The following is a 17,747-nucleotide window of genomic DNA, read 5'->3' on the forward strand; positions in this document are numbered from 1 at the left end:
GACCCAGGCACAGAGCCCGAAAGCAGGCCTCATGGGTGCTACAGCACGATGAGGTTGTCGCGGTGGATCAGTTCCGGCGCCTCGATATAGCCCAGCGTCGCCTCGATCTGATGACTGGGCAGGCCGAGAATCCGCCCGGCATCTTCGGCGCTGTAATTCACCAGCCCCTTGGCGATGCGCTGGCCGGATTCATCGACGCACTGCACCAGATCACCGCGCTTGAAGGCTCCCTCGATCTTCCTGACGCCCACCGGCAAAAGGCTGGAGCCACGCGTGGTCAACACATTGACGGCGCCGGCATCCAGCGTCAGGGTGCCGCGCACCTGCAGCTGCCCCGCGATCCAGCGCTTGCGCGCCGCGATCGGCGCATGCTCCGGCAAGAGGAGCGTGCCGAAGCGCTCACCGGAAGCCAGCCGGGTGATGACCTCGGGCTGACGCCCAGAGGCGATCACGGTCAATGCGCCACTGCGCGCGGCCAGACGCGCCGCGCGCACCTTGGTCGCCATGCCGCCACGCCCGAGCACGCCACCGCCGCCGGCCACCTTGACCAGTATCGGGTCATCGGCCTGGGCTTCCTCGATCAGGCTGGCCGCCGGGTCATGACGCGGGTCGGCATCATAGAGGCCTTCCTGATCGGTGAGCAGCAACAGCGCATCGGCCTCGAGCAGGTTGGCGACCAGCGCACCGAGGGTGTCGTTGTCGCCGAAGCGGATCTCGTCGGTGACCACGGTGTCGTTCTCGTTGATCACCGGCACCACCCGCAGGTCGACCAGGGTGCGCAGCGCCGAGCGTGCATTCAGGTAGCGCTTGCGGTTGGAGAGGTCATCGTGGGTCAGCAGAATCTGCGCCGTGGTGAGGCCATGACGATGGAAATGCTCTTCATAGCACTGGGTCAGGCCGTTCTGACCGACCGCCGCTGCCGCCTGCAGCTCATGCACGCCGCTGGGGCGAGCCGACCAACCCAGCCGCGACATGCCAACGGCGATCGCCCCGGAGGACACCACGATCACCTCGACACCCCGCGCGTGCAGCGCCGCGATCTGATCGACCCAACGGCCGATGCCGGCATCATCCAGCCCGCGGCCGTCATCGGTCAGCAGCGCACTGCCGATCTTGACCACCACGCGTCGTGCATTGGCCAAGGCCTCGCGCCCCGACTGACTGCCCAGTTCCGCCACTTCCGCCACCTTCTGCTCCGACACCGTGCTCTCTCCTGTCATGTAATCCCTCGCCCGGCAGGCTCAGCCTCCCTGCTTGCCATTGTCTGCTCCCGCCCGCCCGCTGTCATCACTCCTCGCCGGCCCCGACAACGAAAACGCCCCGCCGCGAGACCATGAGGTTCGGGGCGGGGCGTGAATCGCGAAGCGGGTCGCTCGTCACTCGGTGGCTGCCGCGCAGGACAGCCACCGGACGAACTGATACCTCAGGGCGCGTATTCGACTTCGACGTCGTAATCGTCGTCATTGAAGTCGTCATCGTCCTCTTCTTCGTCATCCTTCTTGCGCTTGCGACGTGTCAGGCGCTCTTCAGCGCGCTCCAGCGACTCGTTCTCCATGCGCGCCAGCAGGGCGGCATGTGCCTCGGCAGCTTCCGGATCTTCCGCCAGCTGCAGGCGTTGCTCGCCCAGCCAGCGGTGAGCGGCCTGCACCAGCTCCTGAGTGCCGATACCGCTGGCCGCGGAGACGACGAACAGCTCGCCTTCCCAGCCCAGGCGCTCGACGAGGTCCTTGACCATCGCGTCGCGATCATCCTCAGGCAGCAGGTCGATCTTGTTGATCACCAGCCAGCGCGGCAGCTCCGTCAGTGCCGCGGAGAAGTTCTTGAGCTCCTTGAGGATCGCCTCGACCGCATAGGCCGGGTCGCTCTCGTCAAAAGGCGCAATATCCACCACGTGCAGCAACAGGCGCGTACGCGTCAGGTGCTTGAGGAAGCGCAGACCCAGGCCAGCGCCGTCAGCAGCGCCTTCGATCAGGCCGGGGATATCGGCCATCACGAAGTGCTGGTGGCTACCGATCTTCACGACACCGAGGTTCGGCACCAGGGTGGTGAACGGGTAGTTGGCGACCTTGGGCTTGGCGGCGGAGACGGCGCGGATCAGCGTCGACTTGCCGGCATTCGGCATGCCGAGCAGACCGACATCTGCCATCACCTTCATCTCGAAGCGCAGGTTGCGACGCTCGCCCCAGGTTCCCTTGGAGGTCTGGCGCGGCGCGCGGTTGGTCGAGGACTTGAAGTGGATGTTACCCAGACCACGACGTCCGCCCTGCGCGACCAGCAACAGCTGACCGATTTCCGTCACGTCACCGATGATCTCGAGGGTTTCCTCGTCGATCACGGTGGTGCCGACCGGCACCTTGACGATCAGATCCTCGCCCGCCTTGCCTGCCATCTGGCGGCCTTGACCGGCATCGCCGCTCTCCGCCTGATAGTAGCGCTGGAACTTGAAGTCGATCAGGGTATTGAGCGAGTCATCCCCGATCAGGTACACACTGCCGCCGTGCCCGCCGTCGCCCCCATCGGGACCACCGCGCGGCACGTATTTTTCACGGCGAAAACTCAGGCAACCATTGCCGCCACGTCCGGCCTCTACAATGATCGACGCTTCATCAAGGAACTGCATGCTGCTCTCTCCTGACGACGACCCGGGCCGTCATGCGACAAAAAAGCCCCGCCTGAGCGGGGCTTCCTTGCAGACTGCCATGCGACACCGGGGCATCGAGCAGTCTGCGTAAGCTGTCAGACGTTTCAGGCAGAAACGATGCTGACGAACTTGCGGTTCTTCGGACCCTTGGTCTCGAACTTCACGTGGCCGTCGGCCAGCGCGAAGAGAGTGTGGTCCTTGCCGATGCCGACGCCAGTACCAGCGTGGAAACGGGTGCCGCGCTGACGCACGATGATGTTGCCGGCGATAGCCGCTTGGCCACCGAACAGCTTCACACCAAGGCGCTTGGATTCAGAATCGCGACCGTTGCGGGTAGAGCCCGCCGCCTTCTTATGTGCCATTGGATAATTCTCCTATGGTGGGTAGCGCTGCAATTAAGCAGAGATACCAGTGATCTTGACTTCGGTGAACCACTGACGGTGGCCCGCACGACGCATGGAGTGCTTCCGGCGACGGAACTTGATGATGGTGACCTTGTCGCCACGGCCGTGAGACACGACTTCGGCAGAAACCTTGGCACCTTCAACCAGCGGAGCGCCGACCTTGATGTCGTCGCCTTCAGCGACCATCAGGACTTCGTCAAACTGGATAGCTTCGCCAGTCGCGACTTCAAGCTTCTCGAGCTTCAGGGTCTGGCCTTCCTGAACGCGGTACTGCTTGCCACCGCTCTTGATAACTGCGTACATGATTCTCTCCATCGGACTCATCAAGGGTGTGCTCTTGGGTGGCCTGCTGCGAGTGGCGCCCCTTCTGGAGCCATCTGACAGGGAGCGGGATGAGTCACGGCCGCGTATTATAGCGCCACGTGCCGCGACCGACAAGCAATGTCAAGGTTTACGCGACCAATCGGCCGCCAGCCAGCGTCCTTGCGCGGGTGCACGCCTTGACGGCCATAGGGGTGCCCCATAGCATTACCGCCAAACGGCACGCCACGGCGGCCTCACCTCTCGCTACGGGCACGACGATCTCATGCAAGCCGACGCATCGACCCTTCACGCGGCAGTGGCAGATGACTTCGCCGCCGTCGACCGCACCATCCTCGCGCAGCTCGAGTCGCGCGTGCCGCTGGTCCAGACCATCGGTCAGTACATCATCCAGAGTGGTGGCAAACGCCTGCGCCCGGTGCTGGTGCTGCTGGCAGCCCGCGCGCTGGGCTATCAAGGCGAGAAACACGTTCATCTGGCCGCGCTGATCGAATTCATGCACACCTCGACCCTGCTGCACGATGATGTCGTGGATGAATCCAGCCTGCGGCGTGGCCGCTCCACCGCCAATGACACCTGGGGCAATGCGCCTTCGGTGCTGGTCGGTGACTTCCTCTATTCACGCTCCTTCCAGATGATGGTAGAAGTCGGCTCGATGGACGTGATGGCGATTCTCTCCGCTGCCACCTGCACCATCGCCGAGGGCGAAGTCCTGCAGCTGACCAATATCGGCAATGCCGACATTGATGAAGCCGCCTACTTCGAGACCATCCACGGCAAGACCGCCATGCTGTTCGAGGCGGCCGCACATGCCGGCGCGATTCTGGCCAGGGAAACCGACGACACCGTCACCCCGGCACAGGTCAGCGCGCTGCAGAACTATGGCCGCTACCTGGGCCTCGCCTTCCAGCTGATCGATGATCTGCTCGACTATCAGGGCGATGCCGAGACCATGGGCAAGAACGTCGGTGATGACCTGGCCGAAGGCAAGCCGACCCTGCCGTTGATTCGCGCCATGCAGGTCGGAAGCCCGGCGCAGGCCAGTCTGGTGCGCGGCGCCATCGAGAAAGGTGGGCTGGAGCAGCTCGACGAGGTACTGGAAGTGGTGCGCCTCACGGGCGGCCTCGACTATACCCGCAGCCGCGCCCAGGAGATGGCCGACAACGCCCTGAACGAGCTCAAGGCACTGCCGGAGAGCGAATTCCGCGACAGCCTCGAGCGCATCGCGCTGTTGAGCGTCGGCCGCCAGGCCTGATACCCGCATGACGATGGCCTGCCTGGCAGGTCGTCAGTCAGTGGGTCAGCCAGTCCATCATGACAGCAGAAAAGCGCCGCCAACGTGGCGAGAAGCGCCGGCAGGATGAGGTGAAGAGAAGCGCGCTTCTCGACAGAGGAATTGCCCCTTGAGACTCAGATAAAACTTTTTGACCTCAAGGGCTTGCAAAGCAAAGCTGCCTGCGTATAATTCACCTCCGTCGAGACAAGCTCACGACGCATCGGAGTATAGCTCAGCTTGGTAGAGCGCTGCCTTCGGGAGGCAGAGGTCGTAGGTTCGAATCCTGCTACTCCGACCAGATATATGAAAAAGCCGCTGATCACTGATCAGCGGCTTTTTTGATGCTGGAAGGTTTTTCCTGCCTCACAAGCTTCCTTCTGCTTGCTCGCGCCTGCGACGCACTCCACAACGCGCTACATCCCTCAGGATGCCCCATGCACACACTGCGTCTTGCCTTGCTGTCCCTGCTGCTGACCTCACTGCTCTCCGCCTGCGCCACCCCACGTGCGCAATGGGAAAAGCCCGGCGCCAACAGCACACAAGCCCACAATACCTATGCGGGCTGCCAGTACGAGCTTGGCCTGACCGACAAGTCCGCCAACGAGAAGCAGACACTGCTGAAATACTGCATGGAGCGCGACGGCTACCGGCTGCAGAGTTACTGACTCATAGCGCGCACTGAACCATATCGAGCGGCGAGTCAGTCGGACATCCAGCTGTCACTCGCCTTGCGGGCCCGCTCGCGACCAGCACGTTCACGGTCGCGGCGGGCCTTTTGCTTGAGGTAGTAACTGCGCAGGGCAAGGCCGAGACCGAAGGCCAGCATCAGGGCGAATACCAGCCCCTGCCAAGGGCGGGCGGCATCGCCAAGCCAGGTCTCCAGCGCGACGATGGCGATCAGGCCGCTGGCCTGACTGGCAACGGCGATCGCACGGCTACGGTCATAATGATGTGACAGCATGGGGATATCCTTGCAGCGTCCTCGGCGGCAGAGCCATGCTCAGCGCGCGAGGCGTGGATGTCGAAGTCCGTCGATTATCGCATACTCGAGCCTCGCGACTGCAGCGCCTGCCGAGCGCTTGCCACATACAGGCCGACAGGTATTGCTGCCCTGAACGCTCCCCCGGACACCGCCAGAGGATAACCGCATGGACGCCATCGCCCTGGGCCCTGCCCTGATTTCCGTCGAACGCCTCTATGCCTTCGTGGCAGCCCTGGTGATGCTGATCGAGTTCTCGCTGCTGATTCGTCTGCTTACGCGCATGCACGCCAGGGGCACGACCACGCCCGCTGACGATTCTCCCCCGCTGAGCCCCTCACGCTGGTTCAATCGCATGCTGGTCAGCTGGGTGATCGGCGCGCGCCTCACTCATGTCGCACTGCACTGGGCAAGTTATCAGCAGGCACCGCTGGATATCCTCAAGCTGTGGCAACCGGGCTACCACCTGCTCGGCGGCATGCTGGCCGCGACCCTGGCCAGCCTGTGGCTGCTGCGCCGGCATGGCGCGATTCGCCAGGTCATCGCGCTGGGCAGTCTGACCCTGGGCCTGACCGCCTTCCTCGGCCTCAAGCAACTCGACCCGCTGGGCAACGACTCCGCCATCGAGGCGATGCCTGCCATCACCCTCAATCATCTGGATCGCCGCCCCGTGGCACTGAATGACATCCAGGACGAGCGCGTGATCGTCAATCTGTGGGCCACCTGGTGCCCGCCCTGCCGGCGCGAGATGCCACTGCTGGCAGAGGCTGATCAGGCCCCCGGCGTCACCGTGGTACTCGCCAATCAGGGCGAGCAGGCAATGGCGGTTACCCGCTTTCTGAAAAGCGAACAGCTGACGCTCGAGTACGCGCTGCTCGACCCTGCCATGCAACTGATGGCGCTGGCCGAGGCGCAGGGACTGCCCGCGACTCTCGTCTTCGATGGCGACGGACAGCTGATCGAGCGTCATATCGGCGAGCTGAGCCGCGCTCAGCTGGACGCCCTGCTACCGGCGTCGCGGCCATAGTGCGACACGCCGCTGGCCTCGCTCGGTGCGACAAAGACGCTCGCCCCAAGAAAAGGCGCTTAAGCCACGGCGTCTGATCCGGTAAGATACCGCGCCCCTGTATTCCCGATTCCCGTCTTTGTCCTACCCCGAGGCTTCATGAGCGACTTCATTCCCGGTCAGCGCTGGATCAGTGACGGCGAGGCTGATCTCGGCCTTGGCACCATCCTCAATGTCGACTTCCGCACCGTCACCGTGCTCTTTGCCGCCAGCGAAGAAACCCGCACCTACAGTCTGCGCGAAGCGCCCCTTACCCGGGTGGCCTTCGGCAATGGCGACCGCATCCAGTCCGACGATGGCGAATGGCTGATCGTCGATGACTTCAAGGAAGTGCGCGGCCAGATCGTCTACATCTGTGAACGCAGCGGCGAGCATGCCGGCGAGCTCATCGAGCTTCCCGAAGCCCGCCTGAACGACAAGATGCAGTTCAATCAGGCGCGTGATCGCCTGCTGACCGGCCAGGTCGACCGCAATGACTGGTTCGACCTGCGCTACCGCACCCTGCGCCACTTCCATCGTGTCGAGCAGAGCCCGGCGCTGGGCCTGTCCGGCCCCAAGGTCGATCTGGTGCCGCACCAGCTCTACATCGCCGATGAAGTCTCGCGCCGTCACGCGCCGCGCGTACTGCTGGCCGATGAAGTCGGCCTCGGCAAGACCATCGAAGCCGGCCTGATCCTGCATCGCCTGCTGCTCAGCGGCCGCGCCAGCCGTGCGCTGATCCTGGTACCGGCGAGCCTGACTCACCAGTGGCTGGTCGAGATGCTGCGCCGCTTTGCGCTGGATGTCTCGCTGCTCGACGAAGAGCAGTGCAAGGCCTACGGCACGCGCAACCCCTTCGAAGGCAACCAGATCATTCTGGCCAGCCAGGACTGGCTGTTCGCCAACCCGTCGCGTCAGGTCCAGGCTGCCGCCTGCGATTGGGACATGCTGATCGTCGATGAGGCCCACCACCTCGACTGGAGCGAAGACAAGGTCGGCCCGGGCTACGCCTGTGTCGAATCCCTCGCTCGCCAGACCGCCGGTGTGCTGCTGCTGACCGCCACGCCGGAGCAGATGGGGCTAGAGAGCCACTTCGCGCGCCTGCGCCTGCTCGACCCGGAGCGCTATCACGACATCGAGCGCTTCAAGGCCGAAGAGCAGGGCTATGTGGCCGTCGCCAGCGCCATCGACGCCCTGGAAGCGCTGCCCGCCGATCAGTCCGGTCTCGACAGCCTCGCCAGCGTGCTGGATGACAGCGACAGCCGCGCCCTGCTCGACACCCTGATGGACAGCGATGCCGACGATGCCCAGCGCGACAGCGCGCGTCGCCAGCTGCGCGACCAGCTGCTCGATCGCCACGGCACCGGCCGCGTGATGTTCCGCAACTCACGCACCCATGTCGCCGGCTTCCCCGAGCGTCGCCTGCACGTCCACGAGCTGGAGCTGCCCTCCTCCTACCGTCGCGTGGTGCGCAAGCTTGAGCGTGACGAGGACTATCTCGATGATCTGCTGATCGAGACCGGCATGAATCACCCCGAGGTGGTGCTGTTCCTCGACGAGATGTATCGCGCCCTGCCCGATGACCGCATGAACGCGGAGCCCTGGTGGCAGATCGACCCGCGCGTCATGTGGCTGCTGGAAACCCTGACCGACCTCGGCAACGAGAAGGCACTGGTAATCTGTCATACCGCCGATACCGCGCGTGAGCTGTCCGAAGGCCTGCGCGTGCTGGGCGGCGTGCATGCACCGGTCTTCCATGAGGGCATGAGCCTGGTCGAACGCGACCGTGCCGCCGCGGCCTTCGCCTCCGAAGAGGAAGGCGTGCAGCTGCTGGTGTGCTCGGAAATCGGCTCGGAAGGTCGCAACTTCCAGTTCTGTCACCACCTGGTGATGTTCGACCTGCCGGTACACCCGGACCAGCTCGAACAGCGCATCGGGCGTCTGGATCGCATCGGTCAGCAATTCCCGATCGAGATCCACGTGCCGGTCTTCGAAGGCTCGCCGGGTGCCCAGCTGCTGCGCTGGTACCGTGACGGCATGGACGCCTTCAGCGCGCCGCACGGCATCGGCAGCGAGCTCTACGCCCAGTTTGGCGACGAGCTGGAAGAAGCCCTGCTCGACAGCGAAGAGATCGACAGCATCATCGAGCAGACCCGCGAGCGCTTCGACGCCCTGCAGGAAGAACGTCAGTCCGGCCGCAACCGCCTGCTGGAACTCAATGCCTGCCGTCACGAGCGCGCCGAGGAAGTCATCGCCGCCATCGAGACGCTGGACAACGACAAGGCACTGCCCGGCTATCTGGAGCGCGCCTTCGACATCTTCGGCATCGAGAGCCGGGACCTCGGCGACGGCATCACCTATCTGGCACCGGGCCCGCACATGCTCGACGGCCTGCCGGGGCTGGTGAAGGGCGAGGAAGGCTTCAGCGTCACCAGTGACCGCGCCACCGCGCTGTCACGCGAAGACGTGCAGCATCTGTCGTGGGAGCACCCGCTGGTACGCGAGATGCTGGTCCGCATCCTGGACGGCTCGATGGGCAACACCGCGCTGGCGCTGCTCAAGCACCCGGCGATTCCCGGTGGCCGCCTGATGACGGAAGTGGTGTTCCGCACCCAGTCCACCGCGCCGCGCGGCCTGCGTCTGGGCCGCTTCCTGCCGCCGACCGCCATCCGTGTGCTGCTGGATGAAACCGGCAGCAACCTGTCCGACAAGGTGTCCTTCGGCGGACTGGCCAAGAACCTCAAGCCGGTCAAGAAGGCGGTCGCGCGCGACCTGATCAAGCAGAGCCACGCCACGCTGCGCAAGCTGATGAGCGATGCCGAGCAGGAAGCCGAGCGCGAACTGCCGACCATCGTCGAGCAGGCCCAGCAACAGATGCGCGAGCAGCTCAGTGCCGAACTGGCGCGCCTGGAAGCATTGGCCAGCCATAACCCGGCCGTGCGCGAGGAAGAGCTCGAAGCGCTGCGTCAGGAGCGTGCCGCACTGGATGGCGCCATCGAGACCACCCGTCTGCGTCTGGACAGCGTGCGCGTCATCGTCACCGTGGATGCCCACGAGCGTTGAGCTGACCGCAGGCGTCAGTGATGCACCTGAAACGCCCCATCTGCCATCGGCAGGTGGGGCGTTTTGCCGTGTGCGCCAGCGACAATGGCCCGCTGGACTTGCCAGATCGACCAGCGGCCGCGACGATGCCATCGCTTGCGTGCCACGATTCGCGGTCCGTCACTTACGCTTCATCACTTCCGCTTCACCCTTTTCGTTTCATCCTATCGTTTCATTACTACAGAGCACCCTCATGGCGAGATCATATCCAGAGAGCGACGAGGCAGCGTCAGGGCAGAGCTGGCAGGGAGAGCGCCTGGCCGAGGAAGGCGAGCGTGTCGCGAAGGTGGGGCTATCGCTGCTGGCGGCGGGCGATGACTGGTGGGCCATCGACAAGCCGGCCGAGCTGCCCTCGGTGCCGGGGCGTGATCCCTCGCGCTTCGACAGTGTCCATTCGCGCCTGTGCCAGCTGAGCGACGATACCCGCGCCGTGCACCGTCTGGATGTGGCGACCTCCGGGGTGCTGCTGGTGGCGCGTAATGTCGAGGGCCAGCGGCGACTGTCGCGGCTCTTCCAGTCGCGCACCATCGAGAAACGCTATCTGGCCGTGGTGGCAGGGCATCTCACGCCCGCCGAGGGCAGCATCGCCCTGCCGCTGCGCTGTGACTGGCCACGCCGCCCGCGTCAGATCGTCGACTTCACGCATGGCAAGTCGTCACTGACGCAATACCGGGTCGAGCAGCGTCTGACGCTCGAGGGCCAGCGCCCAGATGGTACGCCTCAGACCCTCGCCGCCAGTCGTGTAGCGCTGACGCCGCATACCGGGCGCTCACACCAGCTACGCCTGCATATGCTGGCGCTCGGCCATCCGATCATCGGTGATGGCTTCTATGCGCGCGGAGCGGCACTCAATGCCAGCCCGCGCCTGTTGCTGCATGCGGCGCGCCTGGTGATTCCGCCAGCCAACGACAGCGATGCACCGCCACTGGTGCTGGAAGCGCCGCTGCCCTTCTAGCGTCGCCTTCCTGCCAAGACTCACTTGCGTGACAGGATATCGGCGAAGGCCACGTCGAGGGTCGGGTAGTCGAAGGTGAAGCCGGCAGCCAGCAGACGTGCCGGCACCATGCGGGCGCCTTCCAGCAGCAGGGTGCTCATCTCCCCCAGGCCCAGCTCAAGCGCCTTGGCCGGCAGCGGCAGGATCGCCGGACGCCCCAGACCGCGCGCCAGAGCGTGGGTGAAGCCCATGTTGGTGACCGGATGCGGCGCGCTGGCATTGAAGGCACCGCTGAGACTGTCATCCGCCAGCAGACGCTCGATGATGCGAATCATGTCGTGGCGGTGGATCCACGGCATGTAATGGCGCCCATCACCCAGCCGCCCCCCGAGCCCGAGCTTGAAGGGCGTCAGCAGCTTGGCCAGTGTGCCGCCATCGGCCTCCATCACCAGGCCAGTGCGGATGATGGCCAGCCGCACGCCGTATTCGGTGACGGGCATGGCGGCCGCCTCCCAGTCACGACACAGGCGATGATTGAAATCGTCGTGGGGCGTCGCCTGCTCGTCGATCTCGACATCGTCCGGCTCGCCCGCCTTGGGCTGTGCGCCGTAATAGCCCATCGCCGAGCCGGACACCATCACCTGCGGCGGATGGCCTTCGGCGGCCAGCTGCTGACACAGCATCACCAGATGCTCGGTGGTCTCCAGCCGCGAACGGCGCAGCTCACGCTTGTGATCCTCGCTCCAGCGCCGTCCGGCTATCGACTCCCCCGCCAGATTGACGATGCCCTCAGGCTGCCAATCCTTGAAGGCCAGTGACGAATCCGCCGCGACCACCGTCAGCCCCAGGTCGGCAAACTGGCGCTCAGCACGCTCAGGGCGGCGCGATACGACCGCCAGCGAGTGGCCCGCCGCCGCCAGTGACTGACACAGCGCCTGGCCGACGAACCCCGTTGCACCTGTTATCAATATTCGCATGTTGCCCTCCTCGGCGATGAAGCATCGAGTGTGCCGACTTCCGCCATAAATCTATACTTATATTGTACAATAATGCGCAAGAAGTTAACTTTAGCGTATCTGCTGTCGGGTCATATGACGACCCGTCCCCCCTGAACACCGCCCGCGCAGGAGTCGCCTCCAGATGCCAGTATCGTCCATCGCCATCATCGGTGCCGGTATCGCCGGATTGTCCGCCGCCACCCGACTGGCCGCACAGGGCCATGCGGTGACGATTTTCGAGAAGGCACGCGGCCCCGGCGGACGCCTGGCCAGTCGCCGCACGAGCGAAGGCCCCATCGACATCGGCGCGCAATACTTCACGGCGCGTGATCCACGCTTCCAGTCCGCGCTCGAGCAGTGGCGGGCCGCAGGCGTCGTCGCAACTTGGGGTGAGAGGCTGTTGAGTCTCGGCAAGTCGGCATCTGACGAGAGCCAATGGCAGCGGCTGCGCGATGATTCCACCCGCTACGTGGCCAGTCCGCGCATGAGCGCCCTGAGCCGCCACCTCAGTGAACAGCTGCCGGCCCACGCCAGCCTGCACAGCGAAACGCGCATCACGCGCCTGATCGCGGGCGATGGCACGGCGCCAGGCAAGCGCTGGCGGCTCGAGGACGGCGACGGTGATCAGCACGGCCCCTTCGATCACGTGGTGATCAGCGCACCGGCGCCACAGGCACGCGCCCTGCTGAGCACGGCCGGCACCGACGCCCAGGGGGTGGCGCTCGGCGAGGAGTCGCTGGCCCCGGCCCTGAGTGAGGCGCTGGCGCAGGTGGAGATGGCACCGACCTGGACACTGATGGCCACTCTGGAGACGCCGCTACCCGCGCTGGGGGGCGACGCCGACTGGCAAGGGTTGTTGGTCAGTCGCGGCGATGATGGCCCGCTGCGCTGCGTGATGCGCCAGCATTCGCGTCCCGGCCGCCAGCCACCGTCACATGCCATGGAGACCCTGAGCAAAGAGACCCTGAGCCTGCTGGCGACCGCCGGCTGGAGCCGAGCGAATCTGGAGAAGTCGCCACAGGAGGTCGCGACCTTGCTGTGGCAGGCCTTCGAGGCACTGCCGGAGCTCCGCGAGCTGGCGCCGGGCTGGAGCCAGGGCAAGGTCACCCTCACGGCGCATCGCTGGCGCTACGCTCACCCGACCCAGACACTGCCGCAGACTTCAGCGGCAGCCGGCCACAATGCCCATGGCCACAATGTCTATGACCAGAAGGGCTATGGCCAGGGGAGATCCGGGCTATGGCTGGCCGGAGACGCCCTGCGTGGCCCGCGCGTCGAGGACGCCTGGCTGTCAGGGCACGAGGTAGCCGAACAGCTGCTCAACACCCTCGCCGACAGCTGATACGCTGCCGCGACCCCTCATCGCCCACAGGATAGCTGCATGACTACGTCCACAGATCACGACAACGCCTTGATTCTATTGGCCCATGGGTCACGTGACCCGCGCTGGCGCGAGCCCTTCGAGGCACTGGAAGCCACACTGGCTTCCCGCCTCAAGCGCCCGACGCGTCTGGCCTATATGGAACTGTGCGATCCGCTGCTGACCGACACCATCGATGCCCTGGCGGCAGACGGTGCCGCACGTATCGACATCCTGCCGCTGTTCTTCGCGGCCGGCCGTCATCTGCGTGAAGACGTGCCCGCCATGCTGGAAGACTCGCAGCGCCAGCACCCCGACTGCCCCATCAGTCTGCTTGACCCGGTGGGTGCACATCCGGCCTTTGTCGAGGCCTTGATCCAGATTGTGGAGCAACAGGACAACGCCTAGACGGCCGATTTCATGACGGGACCTTCGGCGTCAAAGGCGCTGTGATGCACCTTCAAAACATGCGCACCGGGGATGCGACGCAGCTTGCCTCTTGTCAGGCTCTGGCGGCTGCGCCATCCTGATGCCCACATGTACAGCTAGTGCACAAGATGCATTGCCGGTATCCCACAGCGCCCCAAGTGACGACACTTCAACTTTACCCTGTGTGTCGTCCTCACCTGTGCTTCACCCGGGATGCCTCGTCACCGCCAGAGGTAACACCATTCATGACTGACAAGGCCACGGAAACTGCCAGTTCGCCGCTGTTTCCGATCCGCGAAGTCTCTCGCCTGACCGGCGTCAATTCGGTCACGCTGAGAGCCTGGGAACGCCGCTACGGACTGATCGAGCCCCGCCGTACGCCCAAGGGGCATCGCCTGTATGCCCGCGAGGACATCGAGCGGATCGAACACATCCTGCAGTGGCTCAACCGCGGAGTACCTGTCAGCCAGGTACGCGAGCTGCTCGACCAGCCGCAGCCGGAAAGCACGCCGATGCCGGACGAAGGCAGCTGGAGTGGCCAGCAGCAGCTGGCGCTGGCCGCCATCGACGCCCAGGACGAGGCGCGCCTGGCCGAGCTGTACAACCAGAGCCTGGCGCTGTACCCGGTCAGCAGCGTGGTCGAGCGCCTGTGGCGTCCGCTGCTCGAGCAGCTCGAGGAGCGCGGCACCGCCACCTTCGGCACCCGCCTGGCCCAGTGCTTCTTCGAGAGCTTCCTGCGCTCGCGCATCGGTGCCCGGCTGGTGTTTGCCAATCAGGAGCGTCACGCCCCGCACATCACGCTGACGCGCCTGCCGGAAGAGCCGGGCCTGAGCTGGCTGCTGCTGTTCGCGCTGGTCGCCAGCGACGCCGGCTATCACGTCAGCCTGCTGGATGGCCCACTGCCGCTGGCGGAGCTGCCGCTGGCCGCAGAGCGCCTGCAGGCACAGGCCGTGGTACTTGTCGGCACCCAGGCCGAGCGCTCGGATGTCATGCGCCGTCAGCTGCCACGGGTCGCAGAACAATTGAGCGTGCCGCTGGCCATCGCTGGCCCGGCCGCCCAGATTCGCCAGCAGGAGCTGGTAGACGGGCCCATTGAAGGCCTGGGGGCAGACCCGATTCAGGCGGTCGCTCGCCTGAGGTCCTTGATGGCACGTTGATCGCAGGCTCCTGCTCGGCATTGGTTTCACCGATCGCCAAGGAGCCCCGATGTCATCTGACTCACCATCCGCCTCTTCCCCCGCCTCCGCGCCAGCGGGGGCTCCCCTGCAGCTGGTCTGGCTGCGCAGTGACCTGCGCGTACACGACAACACCGCTCTCTCGCAGGCCGCCGCACGCGGCCCGGTCGTGGCCGTCGTCGCCCCCTGCCTGGCGCAGTGGGTCGAGCACGGCCACGGCGCCAACAAGCTCGACTTCCTGCGCCGCGGCCTGCATGTCCTGCAACAGGCACTCGCCGGCTATCACATCCCGCTCAAGGTGCTCGACTGCGACGCCTTCGCTGAGGTGCCCAAGGCGCTGGCCGCGCTGTGCGACGAGCTGGGTGCCCAGGCCCTGCACTTCAACGACGAATATGCCGTCAATGAGCGTGAACGCGACCGGCGCGTGCGCGAGCGCCTTGCCGAGAGCGACGTCCGCCTGCATCGCTACACCGACATGCTGGCCTTCACGCCCGGCGAGCTGCTGACCGGCAAGGGCGATTACTACGGCGTCTTCACGCCCTTCTCCAAGCGCTGGCACAAGGAAGTCGATTCCCGTCGTCTGGCGCTGAATGAGGCACCTGAAGTGCAAGCCACGCCCCGCGACGCCCAGGGGCGCGAGATCCACGGCGACGCCATCCCGCCACTGCCCGAGACACTCAAGGGCGAGCCGGCGACAGCGCTGGACGCCGAGCTGTGGCCGGCCGGCGAAGAGGCCGCGCAGGAGCGTCTGGAGCGCTTCCTGACCTTCCGCGCGCGCCGCTATCACGAGCAGCGCGATATCCCCGCCACCCGAGGCACCAGCGAGCTCTCGCCCTATCTGGCGCTGGGCATGATCTCGGCCCGCCAATGCTACGCCGCCGTACTGGCAGAGAACGGCAGCCTCGCCGATGGCGATGTCGGCCTGACCAGCTGGGTCAACGAGCTGATCTGGCGTGAGTTCTACCAGCACATCCTGGTCGGCTTCCCGCGCGTCAATCGCCACCGTCCCTTCCAGCGTCATACCGAAGCCCTGCAGTGGCGCGATGACGACGCAGGCTTTGCCGCCTGGTGCGAGGGCCGTACCGGCTACCCCATCGTCGATGCCGCCATGCGTCAGCTAGTGCAGACCGGCTGGATGCACAATCGCCTGCGCATGGTGACGGCGATGTTCCTCACCAAGCATCTGCTGATCGACTGGCGACGTGGCGAGGCCTTCTTCATGACCCATCTCGTCGATGGTGAGCTGGGCGCCAACAATGGTGGCTGGCAATGGGCAGCCTCCACCGGCACCGACGCCGCGCCCTATTTCCGCATCTTCAATCCGACCACCCAAGGTCAACGTTTCGACAAGGACGGCGAGTTCATCGCGAGCATGGTGCCGGAACTGGCCGAGCTACCGGCCAAGCGGCGCCACCAGCCCAGTGCGGATGACTGCCAACAGACGGACTATCCACGACCGATCGTCGACCACAAGGCCGCCCGCCAGCGGGCGCTGGATACCTTCAAGGCGCTGTCAAAAAGCGAATGACCCCTCAAGCGGCCTGCTGATCTTCAGCAGGCCGCTCTTGTATCCCCCCTTCAGGAGCATTGCCATGCAATCGCTACCCGACGAGATGAGCCCGGCCCTGACTCGGGTATGTCGTCTTTACGAAAAGCTGGACAGAACCTCTACAGAACTGCTCAAATCAGTCTACAGTGACGATATCGTCTTTCGCGACCCCCTGCATGAAATCCGCGGCCTGACGGTACTCAACGCCTATTTCTCAGGGTTGTACATGAATGTCGCCGCCATCGACTTCGTCTTTCATCACCCGCTGGGGCCGATGCAAGCGCAAGCCGCCGGCCCTGCGGATGAAGGCAATGAACAGGGACTTGCCTGGCTCAGCTGGACGATGACCTATCGCCATCCCCGTCTGAACGGGGGCAAGGACATCAGCGTGCAGGGTGCCTCACGCCTCGAGTTCCGAGACGGGAAGGTCATCCAGCACCGTGACTTCTTCGATGCCGGTGAGCTGCTCTACGAGCAGGTGCCCGTACTGCGCAACGTGATCGGCCTGCTGAAACGTCGCATGGGCTGAGCAGCAAGAGGGTTTTGCCCTGGCGACATCCATACGGACACGCCCGGCGTTCTCTTGAGTCAGTGCCAACCAGATTCGCCAGGCCAGGCTGGCAAGGCGCAGACACGCAGACACAGTCAGGCACGCAGAGACAGACAGGCACGCCAGACACATACATGCCAAGGAGGGGAAATGGCCAGTCATGGTTCGAGCACCACATCGACGACCACATCGACGACCGCAAAGGCTCGCAAACGCATCTGGCTGACCGGCGCCAGCTCCGGCATCGGCGAAGGGCTGGCGCGCCGGCTGCTGGCGGATGGCCACCGGGTCGCCCTGAGCGCGCGCTCCGCCGACAAGCTTGAGGCCATCGCAGTCGATGCCGAGCAAGGCCCCGGGGAAGCGCTGGTCGTGACGCTCGACCTCACCGACCGTGAGGCCATCCGCGCGGCGGCCAGCCAGATAGAGGCCAGCTTTGGTGGACTCGACCTTGCACTGCTCAACGCTGGCACCTGCGAATATCTGGATGCACGGGAATTCGAGGCAGATCTGGTTCATCGCGTGTTCGCGACCAACTTCCAGGCCGCAGTGGATGTGATCGAAAGCGCCTTGCCGCTGCTGCGCATGGCAGCGGCAAACGGCGGTGAGCGACCGCAGCTGGCAGCGGTCTCCAGTGCCTCGGCCTACCTGCCGTTGCCACGCGCGGAGGCGTATGGCGCCTCCAAGGCCGCGGTGAGCTACTTCCTGGAGTCGCTGCGGCTGGACCTCGACAATCAGGGCATCGATGTCAGCGTGATTCACCCCGGCTTCGTCAAGACACCGCTGACCGAGCGCAATGACTTCCCGATGCCGATGCAGGTCACTGTCGATCAGGCGGTCGAGGCGATCGTGGCGGGGCTCGCGCGTCATCGGCTCGACATCCATTTCCCGCGACGCTTCACGCTGCTGGTCAAGTTGCTGGGCATCCTGCCCGCCCCCTTGCGACGCAGCATCGGTCTACGCATGACCCGCGACTGAGTGCGCGGC

Annotated in this window: 17 protein-coding genes and 1 tRNA gene; 12 read left to right on the plus strand and 6 right to left on the minus strand. The window is 65.0% G+C overall.

Annotated elements, in window-relative coordinates; all coding sequences use genetic code 11:
- Window positions 1-38: 38 nt before the first annotated feature.
- From proB to rplU, 4 genes are all read right to left on the minus strand, one after another.
- A complete protein-coding gene (proB, locus tag MSG32_RS17160; protein WP_043336022.1) occupies window positions 39-1,178 on the minus strand; it encodes a glutamate 5-kinase in 1,140 nt (379 codons plus the stop codon).
- A 245-nt stretch (window positions 1,179-1,423) separates the two neighbouring features.
- Window positions 1,424-2,620, minus strand: coding sequence for an Obg family GTPase CgtA (cgtA, locus tag MSG32_RS17165; RefSeq protein WP_043335967.1), 1,197 nt, complete (start codon window positions 2,618-2,620; stop codon window positions 1,424-1,426).
- Between the two features lie 125 nt (window positions 2,621-2,745).
- Window positions 2,746-3,003, minus strand: coding sequence for a 50S ribosomal protein L27 (rpmA, locus tag MSG32_RS17170; RefSeq protein WP_043335969.1), 258 nt, complete (start codon window positions 3,001-3,003; stop codon window positions 2,746-2,748).
- Between the two features lie 33 nt (window positions 3,004-3,036).
- Window positions 3,037-3,348: a 50S ribosomal protein L21 gene (gene rplU / locus MSG32_RS17175; protein ID WP_043335971.1), complete on the minus strand. Its 312-nt coding sequence runs from the start codon at window positions 3,346-3,348 to the stop codon at window positions 3,037-3,039.
- Between the two features lie 283 nt (window positions 3,349-3,631).
- Here rplU and ispB point away from each other — a divergent pair, with 283 nt between their 5' ends.
- From ispB to MSG32_RS17190, 3 genes are all read left to right on the plus strand, one after another.
- Window positions 3,632-4,621, plus strand: a complete 990-nt coding sequence (gene ispB, locus MSG32_RS17180; RefSeq protein WP_107335841.1) for an octaprenyl diphosphate synthase — start codon at window positions 3,632-3,634, stop codon at window positions 4,619-4,621.
- A 242-nt stretch (window positions 4,622-4,863) separates the two neighbouring features.
- Window positions 4,864-4,940 (plus strand) — tRNA-Pro (locus tag MSG32_RS17185).
- Window positions 4,941-5,076: 136 nt separating this feature from the next.
- A complete protein-coding gene (locus MSG32_RS17190; protein ID WP_213114272.1) occupies window positions 5,077-5,307 on the plus strand; it encodes a hypothetical protein in 231 nt (76 codons plus the stop codon).
- 35 nt (window positions 5,308-5,342) lie between these two features.
- Here MSG32_RS17190 and MSG32_RS17195 read toward each other — a convergent pair whose 3' ends face one another.
- The gene (locus MSG32_RS17195; protein WP_043335981.1) at window positions 5,343-5,603 is read right to left on the minus strand and encodes a hypothetical protein; all 261 of its coding nucleotides are present in this window, start codon (window positions 5,601-5,603) and stop codon (window positions 5,343-5,345) included.
- A 187-nt stretch (window positions 5,604-5,790) separates the two neighbouring features.
- Between MSG32_RS17195 and MSG32_RS17200 the strand changes: the two genes are divergently transcribed.
- The 3 genes from MSG32_RS17200 to MSG32_RS17210 all read left to right on the plus strand — a co-directional run bounded on the left by MSG32_RS17200 (window position 5,791) and on the right by MSG32_RS17210 (window position 10,723).
- A complete protein-coding gene (locus MSG32_RS17200; protein WP_248380996.1) occupies window positions 5,791-6,648 on the plus strand; it encodes a TlpA disulfide reductase family protein in 858 nt (285 codons plus the stop codon).
- A gap of 138 nt (window positions 6,649-6,786) precedes the next feature.
- A complete protein-coding gene (rapA, locus tag MSG32_RS17205) occupies window positions 6,787-9,729 on the plus strand; it encodes an RNA polymerase-associated protein RapA (RefSeq protein WP_107335838.1) in 2,943 nt (980 codons plus the stop codon).
- Window positions 9,730-9,961: 232 nt separating this feature from the next.
- Window positions 9,962-10,723, plus strand: coding sequence for an RluA family pseudouridine synthase (locus tag MSG32_RS17210; RefSeq protein WP_248380998.1), 762 nt, complete (start codon window positions 9,962-9,964; stop codon window positions 10,721-10,723).
- Window positions 10,724-10,743: 20 nt separating this feature from the next.
- On the opposite strand, the gene MSG32_RS17215 is transcribed toward MSG32_RS17210, so the two are convergent.
- Window positions 10,744-11,679, minus strand: a complete 936-nt coding sequence (locus MSG32_RS17215; RefSeq protein WP_054556918.1) for a TIGR01777 family oxidoreductase — start codon at window positions 11,677-11,679, stop codon at window positions 10,744-10,746.
- A gap of 163 nt (window positions 11,680-11,842) precedes the next feature.
- Between MSG32_RS17215 and MSG32_RS17220 the strand changes: the two genes are divergently transcribed.
- The 6 genes from MSG32_RS17220 to MSG32_RS17245 all read left to right on the plus strand — a co-directional run bounded on the left by MSG32_RS17220 (window position 11,843) and on the right by MSG32_RS17245 (window position 17,738).
- The gene (locus MSG32_RS17220; RefSeq protein WP_248381000.1) at window positions 11,843-13,042 is read left to right on the plus strand and encodes an FAD-dependent oxidoreductase; all 1,200 of its coding nucleotides are present in this window, start codon (window positions 11,843-11,845) and stop codon (window positions 13,040-13,042) included.
- A 39-nt stretch (window positions 13,043-13,081) separates the two neighbouring features.
- Complete coding sequence (locus tag MSG32_RS17225) at window positions 13,082-13,468, plus strand: CbiX/SirB N-terminal domain-containing protein (RefSeq protein ID WP_043335994.1); 387 nt, start codon at window positions 13,082-13,084, stop codon at window positions 13,466-13,468.
- A gap of 266 nt (window positions 13,469-13,734) precedes the next feature.
- Complete coding sequence (locus tag MSG32_RS17230; protein ID WP_043335996.1) at window positions 13,735-14,646, plus strand: MerR family transcriptional regulator; 912 nt, start codon at window positions 13,735-13,737, stop codon at window positions 14,644-14,646.
- Window positions 14,647-14,695: 49 nt separating this feature from the next.
- On the plus strand, window positions 14,696-16,192 hold the full coding sequence (gene phrB / locus MSG32_RS17235) for a deoxyribodipyrimidine photo-lyase (protein WP_248381002.1): 1,497 nt from the start codon (window positions 14,696-14,698) through the stop codon (window positions 16,190-16,192).
- A gap of 64 nt (window positions 16,193-16,256) precedes the next feature.
- Window positions 16,257-16,742, plus strand: coding sequence for a nuclear transport factor 2 family protein (locus MSG32_RS17240; protein WP_248381005.1), 486 nt, complete (start codon window positions 16,257-16,259; stop codon window positions 16,740-16,742).
- Window positions 16,743-16,913: 171 nt separating this feature from the next.
- Window positions 16,914-17,738, plus strand: a complete 825-nt coding sequence (locus tag MSG32_RS17245) for an SDR family NAD(P)-dependent oxidoreductase (protein ID WP_248381008.1) — start codon at window positions 16,914-16,916, stop codon at window positions 17,736-17,738.
- The last annotated feature ends 9 nt before the right edge of the window (window positions 17,739-17,747 follow it).

The organism is Cobetia sp. 1CM21F, from assembly GCF_023161745.1.
GTDB lineage: Bacteria > Pseudomonadota > Gammaproteobacteria > Pseudomonadales > Halomonadaceae > Cobetia > Cobetia amphilecti.